Below are 18842 nucleotides of genomic sequence, written 5' to 3'. Positions count from 1 at the left end.
ACCGCCCCCTGTTTTTTCATGGGGCGGTTCTTTTTCTTACGCTCCAAAAAACCTAACGGTCTGATACCAGTGTGTGTTGTCATATTTAGTGATACAACAACCGCCATCCGAAACCCATCGTAAGTTTGGAGAATTTCGTGCATGGGGGTCGATGGGATGGTGGGCGCATGGTAGCGCCGACCCGTTTTTAGCTTTCAGCGGCAGGACTGCCTTCGTCTTTTGTATCTTCTCTCTGAGAGATTTTCATCGGTTTAATAAAGAATGACAATACTAAAGCAAAGAATGCCAAAACAGTGGAGAACGTAAAGGCAACTGAGACCCCATGAATCATTGGATTGGGAAGTTGTTGCTGAACGGCAGCCGTTGTATTGTTCGTCATAACCGTAACCAGCAAGGCTGCTCCAACAGAAGCGGCCAATTGCGTCAACGTGTTACTCATTGCGGTTCCATGTGGAATCAAATGGTCAGGCAGTTGGTTTAATCCAGCCGTCATGACCGGCATCATCATAAGAGATATTCCGAACATTCGTATGGCGTAAATTACCATCATATAGATGTATGGCGTTGAAGCGGTTATGTTACTGAACAACAACGTCATACCCACTAAGATAACCGAACCAATCACAGCCAACGGTCGTGCTCCAATCTTATCAAAGATCCTCCCGGTAATCGGCGACATAACCCCCATCACAATCGCACCAGGTAACAACAGCAAACCCGATTCAAGCGGCGTAAAGCCTCTAGCCGTTTGTATATAAAGCGGAAGAAAAAGCTCTACGCCGATCATCGTCACCATCACAACCATACCGATGACTAAGGTCAATGAGAAGGTCCGGTTTTTTAACACCTTGAACTCAAGCATCGGTTTTTCAACAGTCCGTTGCCGCCAAATAAACAAACCAATTGCGACCGTACCGACAATTAAAGCCATGACCACTTCTGAACTGCTCCAAGCATGATTACCTGCGCTGCTGAAGCCATACAACAATCCTCCAAATCCAAGGGATGACAAAATAATGGACATGATATCAATTTTAGGATGAGTCACTTTCGTAACATTTTCAAGCATAAACGAAGCAAAAATGATTATTAGTACAGCAATTGGGAAAATCATATAAAAGAGCGCCCGCCATGAAAAGTTCTCAACAACCCAACCGGAAAGTGTCGGTCCAATCGCAGGAGCAAAAGCCATCACCAGTCCCACCATACCCATTGCTGACCCGCGTTGTTTAACAGGAAAAATCATTAAAAAGATCGTTTGCATTAAAGGGAGCATGAGCCCATCACTTACCGCCTGTAGAATCCTACCGAATATTAAAACAGGAAAGTTTGGTGCAGTAGCAGCCATCAATGTCCCGGACGCAAACAGGCACATGGCAGTAATAAATAGTCTTCTTGTTGAAAATGTTTCTATTAGAAAAGCTGAAACCGGAATCAACACCCCAGTGACAAGCATGAACCCGGTCGTTAACCACTGAGCTGTATTAGCGGAAATGGATAGATCCTTCATGATTTGTGGCAAAGCAGTATTGAGGAGCGTCTGATTTAACATGGTAACAAATGCACCTGCAAGCATAACGACCACAAGTATAGTTCGCTTTAACGCAGGAAGAGACTGTTCTTTCTCCATGTTGATTTCCTCCTATTCAGAATGGAATAAATGAACCCATTACAGTGCCCAGCATTATCGATACAGCGATATGAGCTGCGGTTTTCACTGTTTATACTACAAGTATATTTTTGAACCCATAGTCTACTCGGTCTATATTATACTTGAATGAGCAAAAAATCAATCATTAAATATATGAGGAGTATATATTTGAACAGGCAGTATATGGTGTATAATGTTAACAGAAAGGATGAGAATGGTGCAGGTGAAAAAATCCGATATATTAATGACGGCTCTCCGTCTTTTTATTGAACAAGGTTATCATGCCACATCGATCCAGGACATTCTTGACCGAAGCAATATTTCAAGAGGAACTTTTTATAAACACTTTCAAACCAAAGGTGAACTATTTAGGGATGTACTTGTGTATTCCGAAGAAAAAATGTATGTGGATCGGGATCAACTTTTAATCGGACAGGATGAAACGAACAAAGATATCTTTATTCGTCAGTTAGAAGTTATGATGAACTATCGCTTAGAAAAAAAAGTCGATGCATTGCTTATGGACGCTCTAGTTTCCAACGATAGTGAAATTATTGCTTTCTTAAAACAGATCAGGCAGCAATGGGCATATTGGTTCTTCACAAGGATGAAGCAGATTTACCCGGAATATCGGGATTATATTGCGGATGCTACAATTTTTTTAACGGGGATTCTGCATAATGCCAACGAAATAAATAATGTCCAAATCCAACCCAAACCCATGATTGAAATTTGCAATTATTGTTTTAGTCTAGTAGATGAAGTCCTTCCATTACTTAAACATAAGCGTATACGGCTTTTTAATATTGAAGATTTTGAACAGTCTTTACTTAGCATAGGACAAGTAGATTTCCCTTATAATGATCTCATGTTAAGTACTGGGAATTTAAAAAAATTAATTGAGAGGCTTCCTGCAAATAACGATAATAAACAGCACGCCCTTGATTTGTTACAATTTGTACAGAGTGAAGCCATGTCTGAGAATCCGCGGAAAGCCGTAATCTCAAGTTGTTTGAAATCTTTAATGAATATAAAAAGTATTATGAATACGGATGAATTGGTAACTTATATAAATACATTAAAAAAGCTAGGGTTTTATCCTGCAGACCTCAATCCGTGAAGATAGAGCCCGTTTTCCCAGCAGGGAGAGTTTTCGATTTGGTTCGATATTTCGATACTCGCCATACAGGGGGAGGACGCGTCAATAACCCAATAAAAACAGAGAAACCCCTGATCCTTAAAATTGATCAGGGGTTTCCGGCATTCTATTCACTAACGTTCATACTTTAAAATGCGCCATCTGATCCGTCAGCTCTTGGACGAGACGGCTTAAATGAGCGGCCGCCGACGAAATCTCCTGCATCGTGGCCAACTGCTGTTCGGACGCCGCCGCTACCTGAGCGGTTTCGTCCGCCGACTTCATCGTGATGCCCGACACGAGGCGGACCGCTTCCGCAACGCGCACGGTACCTTCCGCCATTTCCTCCACCTCGGCCGAAACTTCCTGCGCCCGGACTCCAACCTGTTTCATTTCCTTCATAATAGAAGCAAATAATTGTCCGCTTTCGGTGACGCTCGACAAGCCCTTTTCAACCTCAAGCGCCGTATTGCCGATCAGCGCCGCGGCATGGTCGGTGTCCGTCGTAATTTCAGCGATGCCGGCCTGCACCTGGCCCACGGCAAGCTTCGTTTGTTCCGCCAATTTGCGGATTTCCGCGGCAACGACGGCAAATCCTTTGCCATGTTCACCGGCGCGCGCCGCTTCGACAGAGGCGTTCAAGGACAAAATGTTGGTCTGGATCGAAATGCCCGAGATCAGTCCGATCAGCTTCCCGATTTCCTCAGAGCGCTCACTAAGCCGCTTCATCGCCTCGTTCGACTCAGCCATGGAAAGGGAAATCGCGTTCATTTCCCCGACCGCGCGTTGTACGACCCGGTCCCCTTGCTCGGTTTGACCGATGACATCTTCGGCCGATTCCGACACCGCTTCCGCCGTGGCCGCCACTCTCCGGACGCTCTCGGTCATCTCCCGCATCATTCCGGCCGCCTTGGCCGCCTCTTCGTTCTGCTCGTTTATGCCATCGGCCACATTTTCCATCGATGCGGAGATCGTTTGCGCCGCCAGTGACGTTTGTTCTGCTCCTCCGGTCAGCTCCTCTGAAGTGGCGCTGACGGTGAGGGCGATTTCGGACGTCTGCTGCAACATTTTCCGCAGATGGGCGGTCGCTTCGTTCAGATGCCCCGCCATCTCTCCGAATTCGTCCCTGGATTGAACGGGCACGGTTTGGGTTAAGTCGCCGTCAGCCATAAACCGCAATGCTTTTACCATCCGTTTGATATTGTTGATCACGATCAGCCGCGCCAAAAACCAAATGCCAAGGCCGAGAAGCAGCAGGGCCAAACATCCGATGACGATGGATTCGACGCGGTTGTTCGTATACGTTGTTAAAATTTCGGCTTTTGGTATCGCCGTTTGCACATACCAAACCTGGTCGTCGATGATCGGAATCGGCTTAAAGGAGCGGATGACGGCGGCTCCGTCCGGGCCTGCGACTTCATGTGCGAGCTTGCCCTTTTGCACTTCTTCAAACAGCCGTTTGTTCTTTTCCGACGAGACAAAGGATTTGCCGATTTCTTTGGGATTTTCTCCATTCGCTATGTATAAACCGCCGCCCGAAAGCAAAGAAACGTTTCCGCCAAGCGGGTGTTCTTGCTCCGCGGCTTGTTGGAAGGTATCGAGCAGGAAGGCGCCGCCGACAATCCCAAGGAAGCGTTCGTTTTGGTCCAAAACAGGCAAGACGATCATGGTCAATAGCTCCGATTTTCCGTCCTCGGTCGGGGCGTTATAAGGCTCCATGACAACGGCCCGTTTGGTCGCTTTAGCTTGATCGTACGCGGTGAATGTGTCCAGATCGCCAAACGGCACCGGCATGATGTTTCCATCATCGAAGCGAATCACCAGGGTCGCCATGCGCCCTCCATTGACGGCGAAAAGTGAATCCGCCGTAAAATCGGCGTCCCGTCCGTAGGCGTCGGGCTCCCAGATCGTAAATATGGAGCTGACGGCGTCGTTCTCTTTGAGCAGATTTCCGAGCCGGCGGATCATCCGCTGGCGGTCCGTATCTCCTTGGGACACTTCGTCGTTAAATATGGAACGCATGGAAGCAAGCGAAGCCACCGTGTTCTGAACGATTTTAGCGTTCTCATCCGCATAATTTTGTCCTGTGTTTTGGGCTTCCAGCATGCCCCGGTCCATGCTCACTTTTTTCAATACATTCAAATTCCAAGTGATTAGAACGAAAAAAGCCGCGATTAGAATAACAGAAGATAGGGCGATGAATTTGACAATGACCTTTTGATTTTTAAACCATTTCATCACGATTGTCCCTCCAGATTTTATGGATTTAGCAGCTTAGGGTTTACGGTTCCAACGTACTCGCCGGCCTTTCCGACACTTCGATCAACCGGATTTCAAAGGGTTGCAAAACCGCATGAACGGTTAACGTCTCGGAAGAGGCGCTAATTTCCTTCTCGATCCTCGGAATCGAAATCCGCTTCAGGTATTCGATATCGCCAAGGGAAAGTTCCGCGGCTTGGCCCAGTTTGAGCGCGTTGTCATAAGCGCTGCCGTAGTCGCGGTTCACGATGGAATGCCTGATTTCGAAGCTGCCGACAAGAGGGGCCAGCTCCAGCCGGAATTCGCGTTTAGCTTTGCCGGGAAAATGCGAATAGCGTTCCTTGTGCGAAATGCTGATCGAAATGCCGTTTGCGTAGATGTCATCGTAATGATGGTAGTTGTACAGCAAAATCTGGTAACGGTTATCTTGTTTGGTAATAAAGTAGCCGTCCCCCCGGTCCACCAGGTAATTCCCCAGCTTGTTCAAGAAGCAAAAGGCGTGGTATGCGGGCTTTTTGATGTTGTTATACGTAAACAATCCCAGGCCGCCATGAAAAACTTGGCTGGGAAGCCGGTTTTCTTCATGCAGATCGGTCAGAAGCCAGTATCCGAACGATTCGAGGCGGTCGTAATTTTCCGCAATGTTCTTGATGACGTACGATGATTTGAAGCAGGTGTCGCTCATCAGGTCTTTATGGGAAACCGTGGAGTTCCATTCGGTTAAATATACCGGCAAAGCCGCCAATTCCGCTTCCCGGAGACGGAGCTGCAGCCGGTCTATGAATTGCTTGAATGAATCCGTGACCGGACTAAGATTGAGCTGCTTGTCCATGCTGAGTTGATCGTTCTGGGCGATGAGATCGATATCGTAATAGTGAATCGTAATAAAATCGGGCAGGCAGTCATTGTCTTTGCTAAACGCAAGAAACGAAAACAGCCAATCCTCGCTTTTGTTGTAGGTCGAGAAAGCCGCGGGTCCTCCGAACGAAAGGGAAGCATCGATGTTTTTTACGGTTTCGTACGTATTTTTGTACAGCGAAAAAAACGTTTCGTCCTGTTTGAAGCCGAACAGCAGGTTGGACGAGCTCGGCTCGTTCCATACGCAAAACAGCCAACTGCGGACTTCCTCCATGCCGTACCGTCCGATCAGGTGCAAAGTCAACGCTTCGACCAGCCGGTTCCATTTAGCCATGTCTTTGGGGGGACTGGTGTTCATATTGGTGTAGAACACGGTTTTGGACAGGTCGCTGGCCAGCTTCGCCGGCATAAACGAAAACTGCACAAGCGGCTTCAGGCCGACCGATAACAGAAAATCAAAAGCGCTGTCGATCAGCCGGAAATTAAACAGAGGCCTTCCTTCGGCATCCTCGTCGTATACCATAAGTTCATCGTCCAACAGACCGTGCATCTTGATGTATTTAAAACCGATTTCCCGCTGCGCGGTACGCAGCGCTTCCTGAACTTCGGCGTATAAAACTTCTTTGACGCGGCTGACCCCGATGAAATTTTTGAAACGATGGTTCAGCTTCCCGGTCTGCCTGGTCACGTCGATCCGAAGCGCCGTCGAGAAGCGCTGCAGCACCTTTTCCGGCGGGGCCAAGGAAGGTTGTCCCAGGTTATTTTCGATAAACCGGGAAATTTCTTCATGATAGGAATGCGGCTCGTCCTGATAGTAGTTTACGGATTTTTCCTTGGTCGCCTCGATGCTTCCCGAAACCTCCTCCGCGTGCTTCTTGCGCCAAATGCTGGGGAGTTCCCCGTATTTCTCCCCGAAAGCCGTCACGAAGGACCGTACGTTGGGAAACCCGTTTTTGGCGGCGATTTTGTCGATCGTCAAAGACTCGTTGAGCAGATCGTTAACGGCATAATGCAGCCGCAGATCTTTTAAATAATCGCTAAAGGGCAAACCTAATTTTTTCTTGAAGTATTTCGACAGGTACGGGACGGACAAAAACTCCTGCTTCGCGACTTCCTGCAGGGAAATCGGCTCGCTATAATGGCTGTTGACATAATCCAGGATCCGCCGCAGCCGGTCCATTCCTTCTTTGGGCTGGAGGTCCGCTTCAGGTTCGTCGCTGCTGAAATGGGTGCAGAGCTCATAAATCAGCTCGTACACGAGCGCGGCGTTCTTCAAATCGACGAATTCGGAGGCGTTGATGTTATGCTGCAGGATTTGGGCGACGATTCGCTTGATGTTTCTGAACGAGCCGGGATCGTTCGCTTTGACGGTGTTGCAGTCGAAATACATTTTTTTGATGTCCACGACCACTTCCTTCAGCAGCTCAAGCTTGATCTGCAAGGCGACCATGGTGGCGTCTTCGGAATGCAGCTCATGCACTTCGTTCGAATTGATGAGAATGAGGTCTCCCGCCCCTAGCCGGTAGGAAACGTTGCCCACGTTGATGTCCGCGTCGCCCTTCATGACCACGATAAGCTCTAACGACTGATGCCAGTGGCGGCTGACATTGCCGATCCGGTGGAGAAAAAATTTAATGGGAAGCTTCTTGGGAAAGTTGATGATTTCGTGACGAAACTCCAAGACCAAGCACTCCTTGATGGGTGTTTTTTTTAATTTGATTCTAATTTCAGAGTGTACTAAATATTAATGTAATCCACAATACTAAAGAGTGAAATGTTGGAAGATGACGATTTAGGTTAAAAATTTACTCTAATCAGGATAATTATCATAGTTATTTTTTAACCTTGGCTGTGTTAAAATGTTTGGTTTCGAATCCACGCCGGACATAGGATCTTGGTTGATGAACGCTCTTGATGAAGAGCGTTTTTTTTGTTTTATTGGGCTGCTAAAAGGTGGATTTTTTAACTTTACGGTCCTTTTTCCGGACGCTGACGATAATTATTGGTTAAATATTTGCCCTGATGAAGATAAAAGAAACAGTTATAGTTGATCATCAATCATGTTACACTGGGGCAGCGGTAAGAAAGCGATATCAAGGATTAAGGAAGGTAGACATGGACAAACCCGTATTTTTGGAAACCAGGAGCATCGTGAAGAGATTCAATGAGGTGACGGCGGTGAACCAAGTCAGCATGAAGATTTACCGCGGTGAAATCCGGGGGCTGATCGGAGAAAACGGTTCAGGGAAGTCGACGATATCCGCCATGATCAGCGGTCTGCTTCCGAAAACGGAAGGGGACATGTATGTCGAAGGTCAACCGTATGCTCCCAAAGATCCGCTGAACGCGCGAGCCAAGAAAATCGCCATGATCGTGCAAGAGACCGGAACCATCGGTCCGTTATCCATTGCTGAAAATATTTTTCTGGGGGATGAAGGCCGGTTTGCCCGGAACGGGATCATCGACCGCAAGCTAATGCATCAGGAAGCGAAAAAATCGCTCGCTCTTGTCGATTTCGGTGAGGTGGACGTATCGCAGCCGGCCCTGACGCTGAACTTTGAGCAGCGCAAGCTGATCGAAATCGCCAGAGCTTTGTATTACGAGCCGGAATTGTTCATTGTGGATGAAACGACCACCGCATTGTCGCATGACGGGAGGCTGCTGATTCATCGGCTGATGCGCAAATTGCGCGACCAAAACAAAGCGGTCCTGTTCATCTCCCACGATCTCCCTGAGCTTATGGACGTTTGCGACGCGCTGACCGTAATGCGGGACGGCGATTTGATTACGACGATCGACCGCTCCGAGTTCGAAGAAAATTTCATCAAGCAATCGATGGTCGGCAGAGTCATTGAAGGGGATTATTACAGAAGCGATACCAGCGCTTCGCGCGGGGAGCAGGCGATGATCCGCGTGAACGGCGTCGATACCTCTTTGCTTCGTGATATTCATTTCGAACTTTACCAAGGGGAGATCTTGGGCATCGGCGGCTTGTCGGGCAGCGGGATGCATGAGGTGGGGAAAGTTATTTTCGGCGAGATCAAGCCGCAGCGGGGGGAAGTGATCGTCTACGGAGAGAACGGCGACGGGACTTTGCTTCCGCACAAGGTGAAAAACGTGCAAACCGCGATCGCGAACCGTGTCGGTTACGTGTCCAAGGACCGGGATCGGGAAACCTTGATCATGGAAGCTTCGATCAAAGAAAACCTCGTGCTTTCCGCGCTCGGGAAGCTGGGCAAGTTCGGCCTTATTCCGCCCGGAGCGGAAAAAAAATTCGCCCGGAGGCAAATCGGGGAGCTAAACATTAAAGCAAGCGGAATGAATCAACGGGTGGGGGAACTGTCGGGCGGAAACAAGCAAAAGGTTTCCTTCGGCAAATGGATTGGAAACGACTCCAAAATTCTTATACTCGACAGCCCTACGCGCGGCGTCGACGTCGGCGTGAAGACGACGATGTACCAGCTGCTCTATTCGCTGAAACAGCAAGGATACGCTATTCTGATCATCTCGGAGGAGCTTCCGGAATTGATCGGAATGAGCGACCGGATTTTGGTCATGAAGGACGGGAAAATCAACAAGGAATTCCGGCGTGACCAAAATTTAAACGAATCCATGCTGATCGACTACATGATATAGGCAAGGCGGTGAGAACGAATTATGAAACTATTTATAAAAAGGCATCAAAATGCGCTGATCCAATATGCCGGCCTTGTGCTCGTATTGCTGTTGTTTACATTCATGACGGACGGGGCGCTGTTGTCCGACTTCAATGTCCGGACGATTCTCAAACAACTCGTCGTACTGTTCACGATCTCGGTCGGCATGGTGTTTGTTTTTTCCCATGGCGGGATGGATATATCGGTAGCGGCGGTTCTCGCACTAAGCTCAATGGCCGCCATTTACACGATGAACGCGGGAGCTCCTTTGGCGGTTGGGGTCCTTGTGGCGGTGTTGGTATCCGTGGCCTGTTATTTGGTCAATGTGCTGATCGCCAATCAGTTTGGCCTCATGGCCGTGATATCCTCGCTTGCGGTAATGTTCGTAGCCAGGGGGATCGTAACATATCGGGTTTCGACCTCAGCCAGCAAAATCGCTTTGGCCGATAGCGGGGCGCTGAAAGAGTTGGGGCGGAACATGCCGCTGATTATCGCCATCATTGTGCTTGTGGGGGCGGCCGGTTTTGTGCTGTTTCATTTGACCAAAATCGGCAAGCAAAACAAAGCCATCGGCGACAATCCGCTGGCGGCTTCACAAAGCGGCGTACGGGTGAAAAGAATGAAAGTGATCGCCTATCTTCTGGCTGGCATTTTGGTCGGCTGCGCATCGATCCTTTCCTTGTCCCGATCGGCGGTCATCAGCGAAAACACGGGGATGGGTCTGGAAATGGACGTGATTGTTGCGCTGATCCTCGGGGGAATGGCGCTCAATGGGGGCAGCCGCTCCAGAATGAGCTCCGCGTTTGTCGGCAGCATTACGTTTGTGGTGCTGAACAACGGTTTGGTTATGGTGGGCGTTGCGCCCGAAGTGGTGTCTCTAATTAAAGGGATGATATTTCTGATCGTCGTGTTTCTGCTGCTTCGGAGACCCAACGGCGAAGTTATGCCAAGATAAACAAATCAAACAGAGAAAAGGGGTAAAACGAATGAAAACTAAAAAGTGGCTGTTCTCTTTGACCGCGCTCATTTTGCTGTTCGGGGTCGTTCTGGCGGGTTGCGGTGGAAGCGGCGGCGGAGAGGGCAATGCGACCGGTAATCCCAAAGGCGGGTACACCATCGGAGTCATGCTTTACAACTACACGGATATCCAAGGCCAGCAAATTAAAGCCTACAGTTCTTATCTGGAAAAAAATTTCAACGTCAAATTTAATTTCGCCACGGTTGGGTCCAGTGAAGAGGATCATATCACCGGGCTGGAAAACCTGTTGGCCTCCGGCGTCGACGCCGTGATCAGCGGTTACGACACCGCTCTGGAGCAAAGCGTCAGCCTGGCTGAGGAAGCCGGCGTATATTATGCGGTCGCCCTTGGCGAGACCGACGAAAATGTAACGAGCGATTATTTTGTAGGAGGGATCAAGCAATTCGGCGAAAACCCGGAGGAACTGGGCGCCAAATATGCCGAACAGGCCTATGCTTCCGGCGTAAAACATATCGGGGTCACCTCGTTCCCGGAATTCGCTTTTACGGACGCTCCCGCCATTATCAAGGGCTTTACGGACAAAATGAAAGAGCTTGACACGAAGGGCGAGGTCACGGTCTATCCGACCGAATTCCACTCGTTCGCTCCGGACAACGCGGCGGATGCCGTAACCAAGATTATTTCCGATCACCCTGAGGTGGACGCAATTTTCGGACTCGGCTCCGGCATGGATTTTGTGTATCCGGCGATTCTCAACAGCACGAAGCCCGATATCCGCCTGTTGGCTCTCGGCTATAACGACTCGACGGAGGCGGGGCTCGAAAACGGCAAAATCGTGATGGCCGGAACGAATAATTACGGTGAAATTCTCGCCAATTCGTTTGCGCAAATTTACGATCGCTTGAACGGGAAAACGTACCCCGACCGGAAACCGAACGGCTACGTCAATTACGTTACCTTCACTACGCCGGCGGAAATCCAGGATTTCAAAAACTACGTTATTCCGGAGGATAAATCGAAAGGCGCGGTGACGGCCGAGGAACTGAAAGAAGTGATGCTGTCCTACAACGACAGCGCGACGTGGGAGTCGCTGCAAAAACTGACGAACCGGACGCTTGACGAAATCAAGGCGGCCAGAAATTAAACCATGCTTGCCTGGGCAAGAAGTCTGACGGCGAGCCGTAATGGAGTGAAATTATGCAAGTCTTGATGTTGAAACGGGCAATTAACCTGCTCAAAACGTTCCTGTTTCCGATCGCGGTTTATGTCATTATCCTGATTGTGACGCTTTTGATGAACAAGACCGGGTATGTTTCTTCCGGCGCGTTCGACCGGATCATCCGGGGCAGCGTGCTGACAACGATAACGGCTTATGCCATCGCGCTGCCTCTTTCGGGGGGAAGATGGGATTTCGCCCCCGGAATCATCATCATCCTTGCCGGCATCATCGGAAGCAATTTGACGATTGATCTGGGGTTGGGGCCGATCATGCTGTTGGCGGTTACCGTCGCCGTTGCGGTTCTCCTCAGTCTGGTGGAAGGCCTTCTGTATTTATGGATTCGGGTACCGACCATTATCGTATCGCTTGGCGTGGTCATGATGTACGAGGCCTTATCCGGCGTCGTTTACGGGGGCTCGGGGACACAGCTTTATATGCATGCGGGCCTGACCGTCTTCGCAAGGTCCCCCTGGATCTATATTTTGCTCGCGGTGATTATGGTGCTGTTTTACTATTTGCTGAGCCACACTAAATTCGGCTACGATACAAGGTCGTTGGCCGCCAATCCGCGGCTGGCCGTCAATATGGGAGTCAAGGAGAAAAAGAACATTTTTCTAACCTATCTGGTGGTAGGCGCGCTGCTGGGAGCCGCCGCCGTCATCAACGCTTCCACCGTGTTGGTATCCCCAGCCGGTAATTTAAGTTCCACCGCTTTGATGTTCTCCTCCATGGGCCCGGTTCTGGTCGGGCTGTATCTGGCGCAATTTACGAATTTGCCTTTGGGTATTTTTGCGGGAGCCCTCGGCATGAACGCTTTATCCTACGGGATGGTCGTGCTGGGGATCGACAGTTCCATGCAGACCGTTATTGTCGGTGTGTTTATCGTCGGATTCATGGCGTATACCTCCAACCAGGAGCGGATCCGGGTCTATTTAAGCCGGAGAAGAGCGGCGAATTAGGCGCAGGCCTAGAAATAAACATGCGGAGAGGAAAGAAAGAAATTTATGGACATCAATCTGCTGCGGAAAAAACCGTTTCATTTGCACGACAAGGATTTGGAATGGGTAAAATCGACCTTTGAAAGTCTGACGACGGACGAAAAGATCGGCCAATTGTTTTTTATGGTCGGCTATAAACAGGACGAGCCGTTTTTGAAAAGACTGGCCGGGGAAATCGGCGTTGGCGGACTCATGTGCCGCTCGATGGATAAAGAGAGCGTGATGGCCACCGTTTCCGCCTTGCAGTCGAACGCCAAAATCCCGCTGCTGATCGCCGCTAATCTGGAAGCGGGCGGTCAGGGGATTACGAAGGACGGGACGAAAGTCGGCTCCAATATGGCGATCGCCGCCACGGACGATCCCGAGCTCGCCTATCAATTGGGACGGGTGTGCGCGCTTGAAGGAAAAAGCGTCGGGGCCAACTATGCGTTTGCGCCCGTCGTCGACATCGATTATAACTTTCGCAATCCGATCACCAATACGCGAACCTTCGGCAGCGACCCGGAGCGGGTCAAGCGCATGGGCGCGGCGTATGTCAAAGGGGCGCAGGAACAGGACGTGGCCGCCTCCATCAAGCATTTTCCAGGGGACGGCGTGGACGAAAGGGATCAGCATCTTGTCACCTCCGTCAACACCTTTTCGCCGGACGAGTGGGATCGTACCTTCGGGGACGTGTACCGCCATCTGATCGACGAAGGCGCGAAAACGGTGATGGTCGGGCATATCGCGCTGCCCGAATATTCGAAGAAGCTGGATCCGTCGCTCAAGGATGAAGAGATTCTTCCGGCTTCGCTGGCCAAAGAGCTTTTAAACGGTCTGCTTCGAGAGCGGCTTGGCTTCAACGGCCTGATCTTGACCGATGCGACCACGATGGCGGGCATGAATATACCGATGCCGAGAAACGAATTGGTTCCAAGATCGATCGAAAACGGGTGTGACATGTTTCTGTTCACCAAAAACTTGGACGAGGACGTCGCTTTCATGAAGCAGGGCTTGGAAAACGGCCTGCTGTCGACGGAAAGACTGGACGAGGCCGTATTGCGCATCCTCGGGCTCAAGGCATCGTTATCTTTGCATAAGAAGAACAACATCCCTTCCCCGCAAACGGCGGAAACGGTGTTGAGACAGGAACGGCACTTGAACATCGCCGAACAGGTCGCGGACCGGTCCATCACGCTTGTGAAGGAACAACAAGGCGTACTTCCCATCAGCAGCGAACGTTACAAACGTGTGCTAGTTTACGATATCGAAAGCGAGGCGAACGCGCTCGGTTACCAAAAAACGAGCGGGCTGGCGGCTTCTTTTATACCGCTGCTTGAGGCCGAAGGCTTTGCGGTTACCCGGTTTGAGCCGAGCGGCATCTACGAAGGGCTGCAGGGTTCGTTCGGGGAAATGCGGGAACAGTACGATTTGATCATCTATCTGTGCAATTTGGCGACCAAGTCGAATCAGACCACCGTGCGGATCGAATGGATCAATCCGATGGGGGTGAACGTCCCCATTTACATGGAGTCCATTCCGACCATTTTTATTTCGACGGAGAATCCGTATCATTTGCTGGATGTGCCGCGGGTCAAAACCTATATCAACACGTACGGAGTCAACGATTTTACCTTGCCCATGCTGGTGCGTAAACTGACGGGGCGGTCGGAATTCAAAGGCATAAGCCCCGCGGATCCGTTCTGCGGCAAATGGGATACCCGATTATAGAAAGAAGGAACTCATGTGATTCATGAAACGATAAAGTTATTCGAACACTCTTCGGCAACCTTGACGACGTACGTACAGGAAGACGGAGAGTTCGACCGTAAAAATTTGATCCGCCCGGCCATTTTGATTTGTCCGGGAGGCGGATATGCCCTGATCTCCCAAAATGAAGGCGAGCCCGTAGCGCTTGCGTTTGCGAGAATGGGCTACCATGCGTTCGTGCTGAATTATTCCGTCAAGATCGACAATCCGTTTCCGACGGCGCTGCGCGAACTGGCCAAAGCGATGTCGATCATTCGGGAACGGGCCGCGGAATGGCTGGTGAATGCGGACGACATCACCGTGGCCGGTTTTTCCGCCGGCGGCAATTTGGCCTTAAGCTTGGGGGTCTACTACAAGGATGCGTTAATTACCGAAGAGATCGGGCTTACCTCGGAACAGATCAAGCCGAACCAGTTGGTCCTCGGTTATCCGGCCGTCACTTTGGAAGCTCGTGCGACGGAAACCCCGGCCTTTGTCATCGAACTGATGGAAAAGGGGCTGATGCCGGATTTTCGCGGTCCGAACATACGGGAAATTTTGATGGGCAAAGAAAATTTGACGGAAGAGGAAGAACGGTCGCTTAATCTCCTGCAATATGTTAACGGGGATACACCGCGTACCTTTATCTGGGGAACCTACGAAGACAGCGTCATTCCGCCGACCGACCTCCTTGGACTGGCTGGGAAGCTGTTTGAGCATCAGGTGCCCTGCGAACTTCACATGTTCGAAAAAGGGCCGCACGGCATGTCGCTGGGCGATGCTTCCGTGAAACCGGAGGAGCAGGTCAAAGCATTAAGCCTCGGGGCGTGGGTGGAACTGAGCGCCAAATGGCTCGAGCAAGGAAGGGAGCGTTGAGGACACCATGCAGCCGAAAGCATTCATTTTTGATCTGGACGGCGTCATCACGGATACGGCGGAATTTCATTACCTGGCCTGGAAGCAAATCGGCGCGGAGCTTGGCATCGAGGTGGACCGCGAATTAAACGAGCGGTTAAAGGGCGTAAGCCGCATGGAATCGCTGGAGCGGATCCTCGCGGCCGCTTCCCGGCCTTTAAGCTTGTCCGAAGGCGAAAAGGAGCGGTGGGCGGCCCAAAAAAATGCAGTTTATGGGCAACTGATCGAAACGATTCGTCCCAGTGATGTGTTGCCGGGAATTGAAGGGCTGCTGAAGGATATCCGGGAAGCGAATCTGTTGCTGGCCCTCGGATCGGCAAGCCGGAACGCGAAGTTTGTTCTGGAGAGACTTGGACTTCTATCGGCGTTTGACTATATCGTCGACGCCGGCCAAATCCGCTTCGGCAAACCGCATCCCGAAACCTTTGTCAACGCCGCCGAGCACTTCGGTGTTCCTTGCGAAGCCTGTATCGGCGTCGAGGACTCCGAGGCCGGCATTGAAGCGATCAATGGCGCCGGCATGTTTTCGGTCGGCATCGGATCGCCGGATTCCTTGCGCCAAGCGAAGTATTTGGTTTCCGATACCTCGCGGCTCACGCTTGACGGGATTATGGAAGCTTACCGCAAGAATGCAGTATGAACGATGGCTTTCCGGTTGAAAGAGTAGGAAAGTGAAGAGGGTGGGCGGTTTTATTTAAGGAAATCGCCCGGAGACCCCTGAAGATCTCACGTGGTTTTTACCGTTGATATACGACATTGGCTTTGCTTCCAATCCTGGGACGGACGTGCTGCCGATGTGGTGAATGGCGGCCAATTGCTCGCCGAAGATAAGCCGCAGTTTGTTTGCTTCTTCCTCATACATCCAAACCCATTGCTTGTTGTATGGCGTTACTTCAACTTTTCTCATAACCATCCTCCCAACATTTAGCTGCTTTAGCATGAGCCGGTACCCATTATATTACCATATTTAGTTAGCTTACGTTTGGCTTCGCTTGCTCCGCCGCAGTTGACGGACGCTACGCGCTGCGAGTAAGCGAAAAGACTGTGCAGCCAAGTGCGGCCAGAGCCAGAAGACCGCCGACCCAGAAATTGTCGGCCACCGAGCTCGTTTCGATGACGACGCCGCCAATCAACGAGCCGCACGCGATACCAAGGTGCATGATGGACGAGTTTAAACTAAGTTGAATATCGGCTTCCCCTGGCGCATTCTGGATCAGGTACATTTGCTGAGCCGGAGAGATGGCCCAACTGAGCGCACTCCAGACCATAACGGCAGCCAGAAACAGATAAAATGAGAGTTTTGCCGCGAAGGGAAGCATGAACATGGAGCAGGCGAAGCATGCCGTAATGAAGATAAGCGACCGCTTTGTACCCCAACGGTCGGAAATCCAGCCGCCCAAACCGCCGCCAGCTACGGCCGCGATACCGAACAGGAAGTAGACGAGACTGAGGGTTCCGGGACTGACCGGAAAGAGCGATTGTACGTAGGGTGCCAAGTAAGCGTACAAGGTTAAATGTCCCATCAACAAAAGAAACGAGATGAGTTGGCCGCTGACGATTTTGACGTTCTTGAGCGAAGCAAGCTGCTTGCGCAGGGGAACGGCTTTTTCCGGAGGTGACTTGTGAAGAAATATGGAGATGACCACGATCGCTAAAGCGCTCAAGCCGGCAATCAGTAGAAACGGCGCTCGCCAACCGTACGCGTTGCCGATCGTCATTCCAATCGGAACGCCCAGAACGAGCGAGCCGCTGATGCCCATATAAATGATGCCGATCGCCCGCCCCCTGTACGAAGGAGGGACAAACCGGGAAGCGAGCGTGATGGACAGGACGATGATGAGGGCTCCGCTCATGGCGGACAACGCGCGAGCGGATAAAATCAGGGCGTAATTGGAGCTGAAGGCAACCAGCATGTTGGACAAGAGGAATAAGCCTAAACTGGCAAGATATAACGTTTTTCGTTCCATCTTGGCGGTCAGGTTGATGAGGATTGGAGCCGATAAGGCAAACGCGATGGAATACAAGGTAATAAACTGACCCGTGGCGCTGACGGAAATGTGCAGATCCGTCGCAATCAACTCCAGTATGCCTCCTACGATAAGCTCGGCTGTACCCACGACAAGGGGGATCATATGAGGCTACGGCGGTCGCGTATACTGGCGGAGCTATTTGTGGATGAAAATGAAAACACAGGACGGGGGGGATTTTCACTCCTAAAGCGACATAAAACCATGGTCACCATTTTTACCGAAATGCTCAATGATGATTTTCTTCACATGTCTTTCTACATGACTGTACCGGTCCTTTTTAGGTTGGCAAAGAATGACCTTCCAAGTGATCGGATGATGAAAGGGAACCTCGATAATGTCAGAGATATTGAAAAAATCGCGAACGGGAGAAGGCAAAATAGTGATGAATTTTGAATGTTTGGTTACTTGTAAAAGGAAGTCCCAAGACGCTGACATAATGGAAATTCGCGGCTGAATGTTTTCTTTTTTAAATTGCTCCAGCAATTTGTGATGAATCATAAAAGTTGAATTAAAGATGGCTAAGTGTTCGTCATTTAGTTGATTCCAATACATTTTCTCGTTTTGTGCCAAAGGATGGCTAGAGCTCATAAAGGCGGTCAGTTCATCTTCTTGCAGTAGATGTTCATTCATGGTGCTAGGATCGATATTGGTCGGTTGCAGTAAAATAGCAAAATCCAACTCTTTTAAGGTCAGCATTCTCCGCAATTCATAGGCCCCGGCTTCGATGATTTCAAATTTTATATCCGGATTTGTCGTGAGCATCTCGGATAGTAAATCTGCAAAAACAATACCCAGTATAAGCGGAGGGATCCCGATGACTATTTTTCCCTTGAATTGAAAAGAGTCTTCGCGCAGTTCGGCCAGCATATTCTGGTAATTCTGCACAAGGATTTTTGCATTTTCAAAAAACCTTTCCCCCGCAGGCGTTAAGTTTTGTAATCTTCCCTTGTAGCGTTCGAATAGGTGGACATTTTCTTCTTCCTCAAAATTCCGAATTAATAAGCTGAGAGACGGCTGCGAAACACATAAATTTTTTGCGGCAATCGACAGATTGCAGCTGGAATTTACGATTTCAATAAAATACTCTAAATGTTTAATATCCATTATGAGATTCCTCACTTATGTTGTGAAATTTATCACGAATTTATCGATAAAAATAGTTTTTAAAGCGCTTACTTCTTGAAAATAGCAAATTTCACTTGGTTTGTCCACAACGTCAGCCTACCAATTTTCCGGCCGTGTTCTTTTTCCGCTCAGCAGCAACGATAATCCAATAGTATTAATTTAATTTACAGCTTATATAAAAAATTGGTTTTAGACAGCGAATTGTAAGCGGTTTATTGTTAGTCGTGTAAGCGTTCGGGATCACATGTGAATCTTATTACACGGTGTTTTTATCAGTAATCCGGGA

General features: G+C 49.8%; 14 protein-coding genes. 8 read left to right on the top strand and 6 right to left on the bottom strand.

What is annotated here, in order from left to right:
- Positions 1-187: 187 nt before the first annotated feature.
- Positions 188-1630 carry a DHA2 family efflux MFS transporter permease subunit gene (locus FRY98_RS02865; RefSeq protein ID WP_148450234.1) on the bottom strand — a complete coding sequence of 481 codons (1443 nt, stop codon included), beginning with the start codon at positions 1628-1630 and terminating at the stop codon, positions 188-190.
- A gap of 244 nt (positions 1631-1874) precedes the next feature.
- Here FRY98_RS02865 and FRY98_RS02860 point away from each other — a divergent pair, with 244 nt between their 5' ends.
- Positions 1875-2771 (top strand): TetR/AcrR family transcriptional regulator, encoded by an 897-nt coding sequence (locus tag FRY98_RS02860; protein ID WP_170287005.1) that lies wholly within the window; start codon positions 1875-1877, stop codon positions 2769-2771.
- Positions 2772-2930: 159 nt separating this feature from the next.
- Here the strand turns inward: FRY98_RS02860 and FRY98_RS02855 are convergent, their stop codons facing one another.
- The gene (locus tag FRY98_RS02855) at positions 2931-5027 is read right to left on the bottom strand and encodes a methyl-accepting chemotaxis protein (RefSeq protein ID WP_148450232.1); all 2097 of its coding nucleotides are present in this window, start codon (positions 5025-5027) and stop codon (positions 2931-2933) included.
- 43 nt (positions 5028-5070) lie between these two features.
- On the bottom strand, positions 5071-7587 hold the full coding sequence (locus tag FRY98_RS02850; RefSeq protein ID WP_148450231.1) for a GH39 family glycosyl hydrolase: 2517 nt from the start codon (positions 7585-7587) through the stop codon (positions 5071-5073).
- Positions 7588-8021: 434 nt separating this feature from the next.
- On the opposite strand from FRY98_RS02850, the gene FRY98_RS02845 reads away from it, so the two are divergent.
- The 7 genes from FRY98_RS02845 to pgmB are packed head-to-tail and all read left to right on the top strand — an operon-like array spanning position 8022 to position 16041.
- Positions 8022-9542 (top strand): sugar ABC transporter ATP-binding protein, encoded by a 1521-nt coding sequence (locus tag FRY98_RS02845; RefSeq protein ID WP_148450230.1) that lies wholly within the window; start codon positions 8022-8024, stop codon positions 9540-9542.
- Positions 9543-9563: 21 nt separating this feature from the next.
- On the top strand, positions 9564-10517 hold the full coding sequence (locus FRY98_RS02840) for an ABC transporter permease (protein WP_148450229.1): 954 nt from the start codon (positions 9564-9566) through the stop codon (positions 10515-10517).
- 31 nt (positions 10518-10548) lie between these two features.
- A complete protein-coding gene (locus tag FRY98_RS02835; protein ID WP_148450228.1) occupies positions 10549-11685 on the top strand; it encodes a sugar ABC transporter substrate-binding protein in 1137 nt (378 codons plus the stop codon).
- 53 nt (positions 11686-11738) lie between these two features.
- Positions 11739-12719 carry an ABC transporter permease gene (locus FRY98_RS02830; RefSeq protein ID WP_148450227.1) on the top strand — a complete coding sequence of 327 codons (981 nt, stop codon included), beginning with the start codon at positions 11739-11741 and terminating at the stop codon, positions 12717-12719.
- Positions 12720-12764: 45 nt separating this feature from the next.
- Positions 12765-14468 carry a glycoside hydrolase family 3 protein gene (locus FRY98_RS02825; protein WP_148450226.1) on the top strand — a complete coding sequence of 568 codons (1704 nt, stop codon included), beginning with the start codon at positions 12765-12767 and terminating at the stop codon, positions 14466-14468.
- 15 nt (positions 14469-14483) lie between these two features.
- Positions 14484-15362, top strand: coding sequence for an alpha/beta hydrolase (locus FRY98_RS02820; RefSeq protein ID WP_148450225.1), 879 nt, complete (start codon positions 14484-14486; stop codon positions 15360-15362).
- Between the two features lie 7 nt (positions 15363-15369).
- Entirely contained in the window at positions 15370-16041 is a 672-nt protein-coding gene (pgmB, locus tag FRY98_RS02815; protein WP_148450224.1) for a beta-phosphoglucomutase, read from the top strand.
- A 54-nt stretch (positions 16042-16095) separates the two neighbouring features.
- Here pgmB and FRY98_RS02810 read toward each other — a convergent pair whose 3' ends face one another.
- The 3 genes from FRY98_RS02810 to FRY98_RS02800 all read right to left on the bottom strand — a co-directional run bounded on the left by FRY98_RS02810 (position 16096) and on the right by FRY98_RS02800 (position 18535).
- A complete protein-coding gene (locus FRY98_RS02810; protein ID WP_148450223.1) occupies positions 16096-16308 on the bottom strand; it encodes a GrpB family protein in 213 nt (70 codons plus the stop codon).
- A gap of 109 nt (positions 16309-16417) precedes the next feature.
- On the bottom strand, positions 16418-17533 hold the full coding sequence (locus tag FRY98_RS02805; protein WP_148450222.1) for an MFS transporter: 1116 nt from the start codon (positions 17531-17533) through the stop codon (positions 16418-16420).
- 81 nt (positions 17534-17614) lie between these two features.
- Positions 17615-18535, bottom strand: a complete 921-nt coding sequence (locus tag FRY98_RS02800) for a LysR family transcriptional regulator (RefSeq protein ID WP_148450221.1) — start codon at positions 18533-18535, stop codon at positions 17615-17617.
- Between the last annotated feature and the right edge of the window lie 307 nt (positions 18536-18842).

The sequence above is a fragment of the Paenibacillus faecis genome (assembly GCF_008084145.1).
In the GTDB taxonomy this organism is placed as follows: Bacteria; Bacillota; Bacilli; order Paenibacillales; family Paenibacillaceae; genus Fontibacillus; species Fontibacillus faecis.
The sequence above is the reverse complement of the archived record's forward strand: the minus strand, read 5'-3'. Positions and strand labels throughout refer to the sequence as shown.

Bases quoted from the DNA above. Each gene is read 5' to 3' on its own strand.
- pgmB (WP_148450224.1), top strand. From the start codon at position 15,370: ATGCAGCCGAAAGCATTCATTTTTGATCTGGACGGCGTCATCACGGAT.
- FRY98_RS02855 (WP_148450232.1), bottom strand. From the start codon at position 5,027: ATGAAATGGTTTAAAAATCAAAAGGTCATTGTCAAATTCATCGCCCTA.
- FRY98_RS02845 (WP_148450230.1), top strand. From the start codon at position 8,022: ATGGACAAACCCGTATTTTTGGAAACCAGGAGCATCGTGAAGAGATTC.
- FRY98_RS02835 (WP_148450228.1), top strand. From the start codon at position 10,549: ATGAAAACTAAAAAGTGGCTGTTCTCTTTGACCGCGCTCATTTTGCTG.
- FRY98_RS02800 (WP_148450221.1), bottom strand. From the start codon at position 18,535: ATGGATATTAAACATTTAGAGTATTTTATTGAAATCGTAAATTCCAGC.
- FRY98_RS02840 (WP_148450229.1), top strand. From the start codon at position 9,564: ATGAAACTATTTATAAAAAGGCATCAAAATGCGCTGATCCAATATGCC.
- FRY98_RS02830 (WP_148450227.1), top strand. From the start codon at position 11,739: ATGCAAGTCTTGATGTTGAAACGGGCAATTAACCTGCTCAAAACGTTC.
- FRY98_RS02865 (WP_148450234.1), bottom strand. From the start codon at position 1,630: ATGGAGAAAGAACAGTCTCTTCCTGCGTTAAAGCGAACTATACTTGTG.
- FRY98_RS02810 (WP_148450223.1), bottom strand. From the start codon at position 16,308: ATGAGAAAAGTTGAAGTAACGCCATACAACAAGCAATGGGTTTGGATG.
- FRY98_RS02825 (WP_148450226.1), top strand. From the start codon at position 12,765: ATGGACATCAATCTGCTGCGGAAAAAACCGTTTCATTTGCACGACAAG.
- FRY98_RS02805 (WP_148450222.1), bottom strand. From the start codon at position 17,533: ATGATCCCCCTTGTCGTGGGTACAGCCGAGCTTATCGTAGGAGGCATA.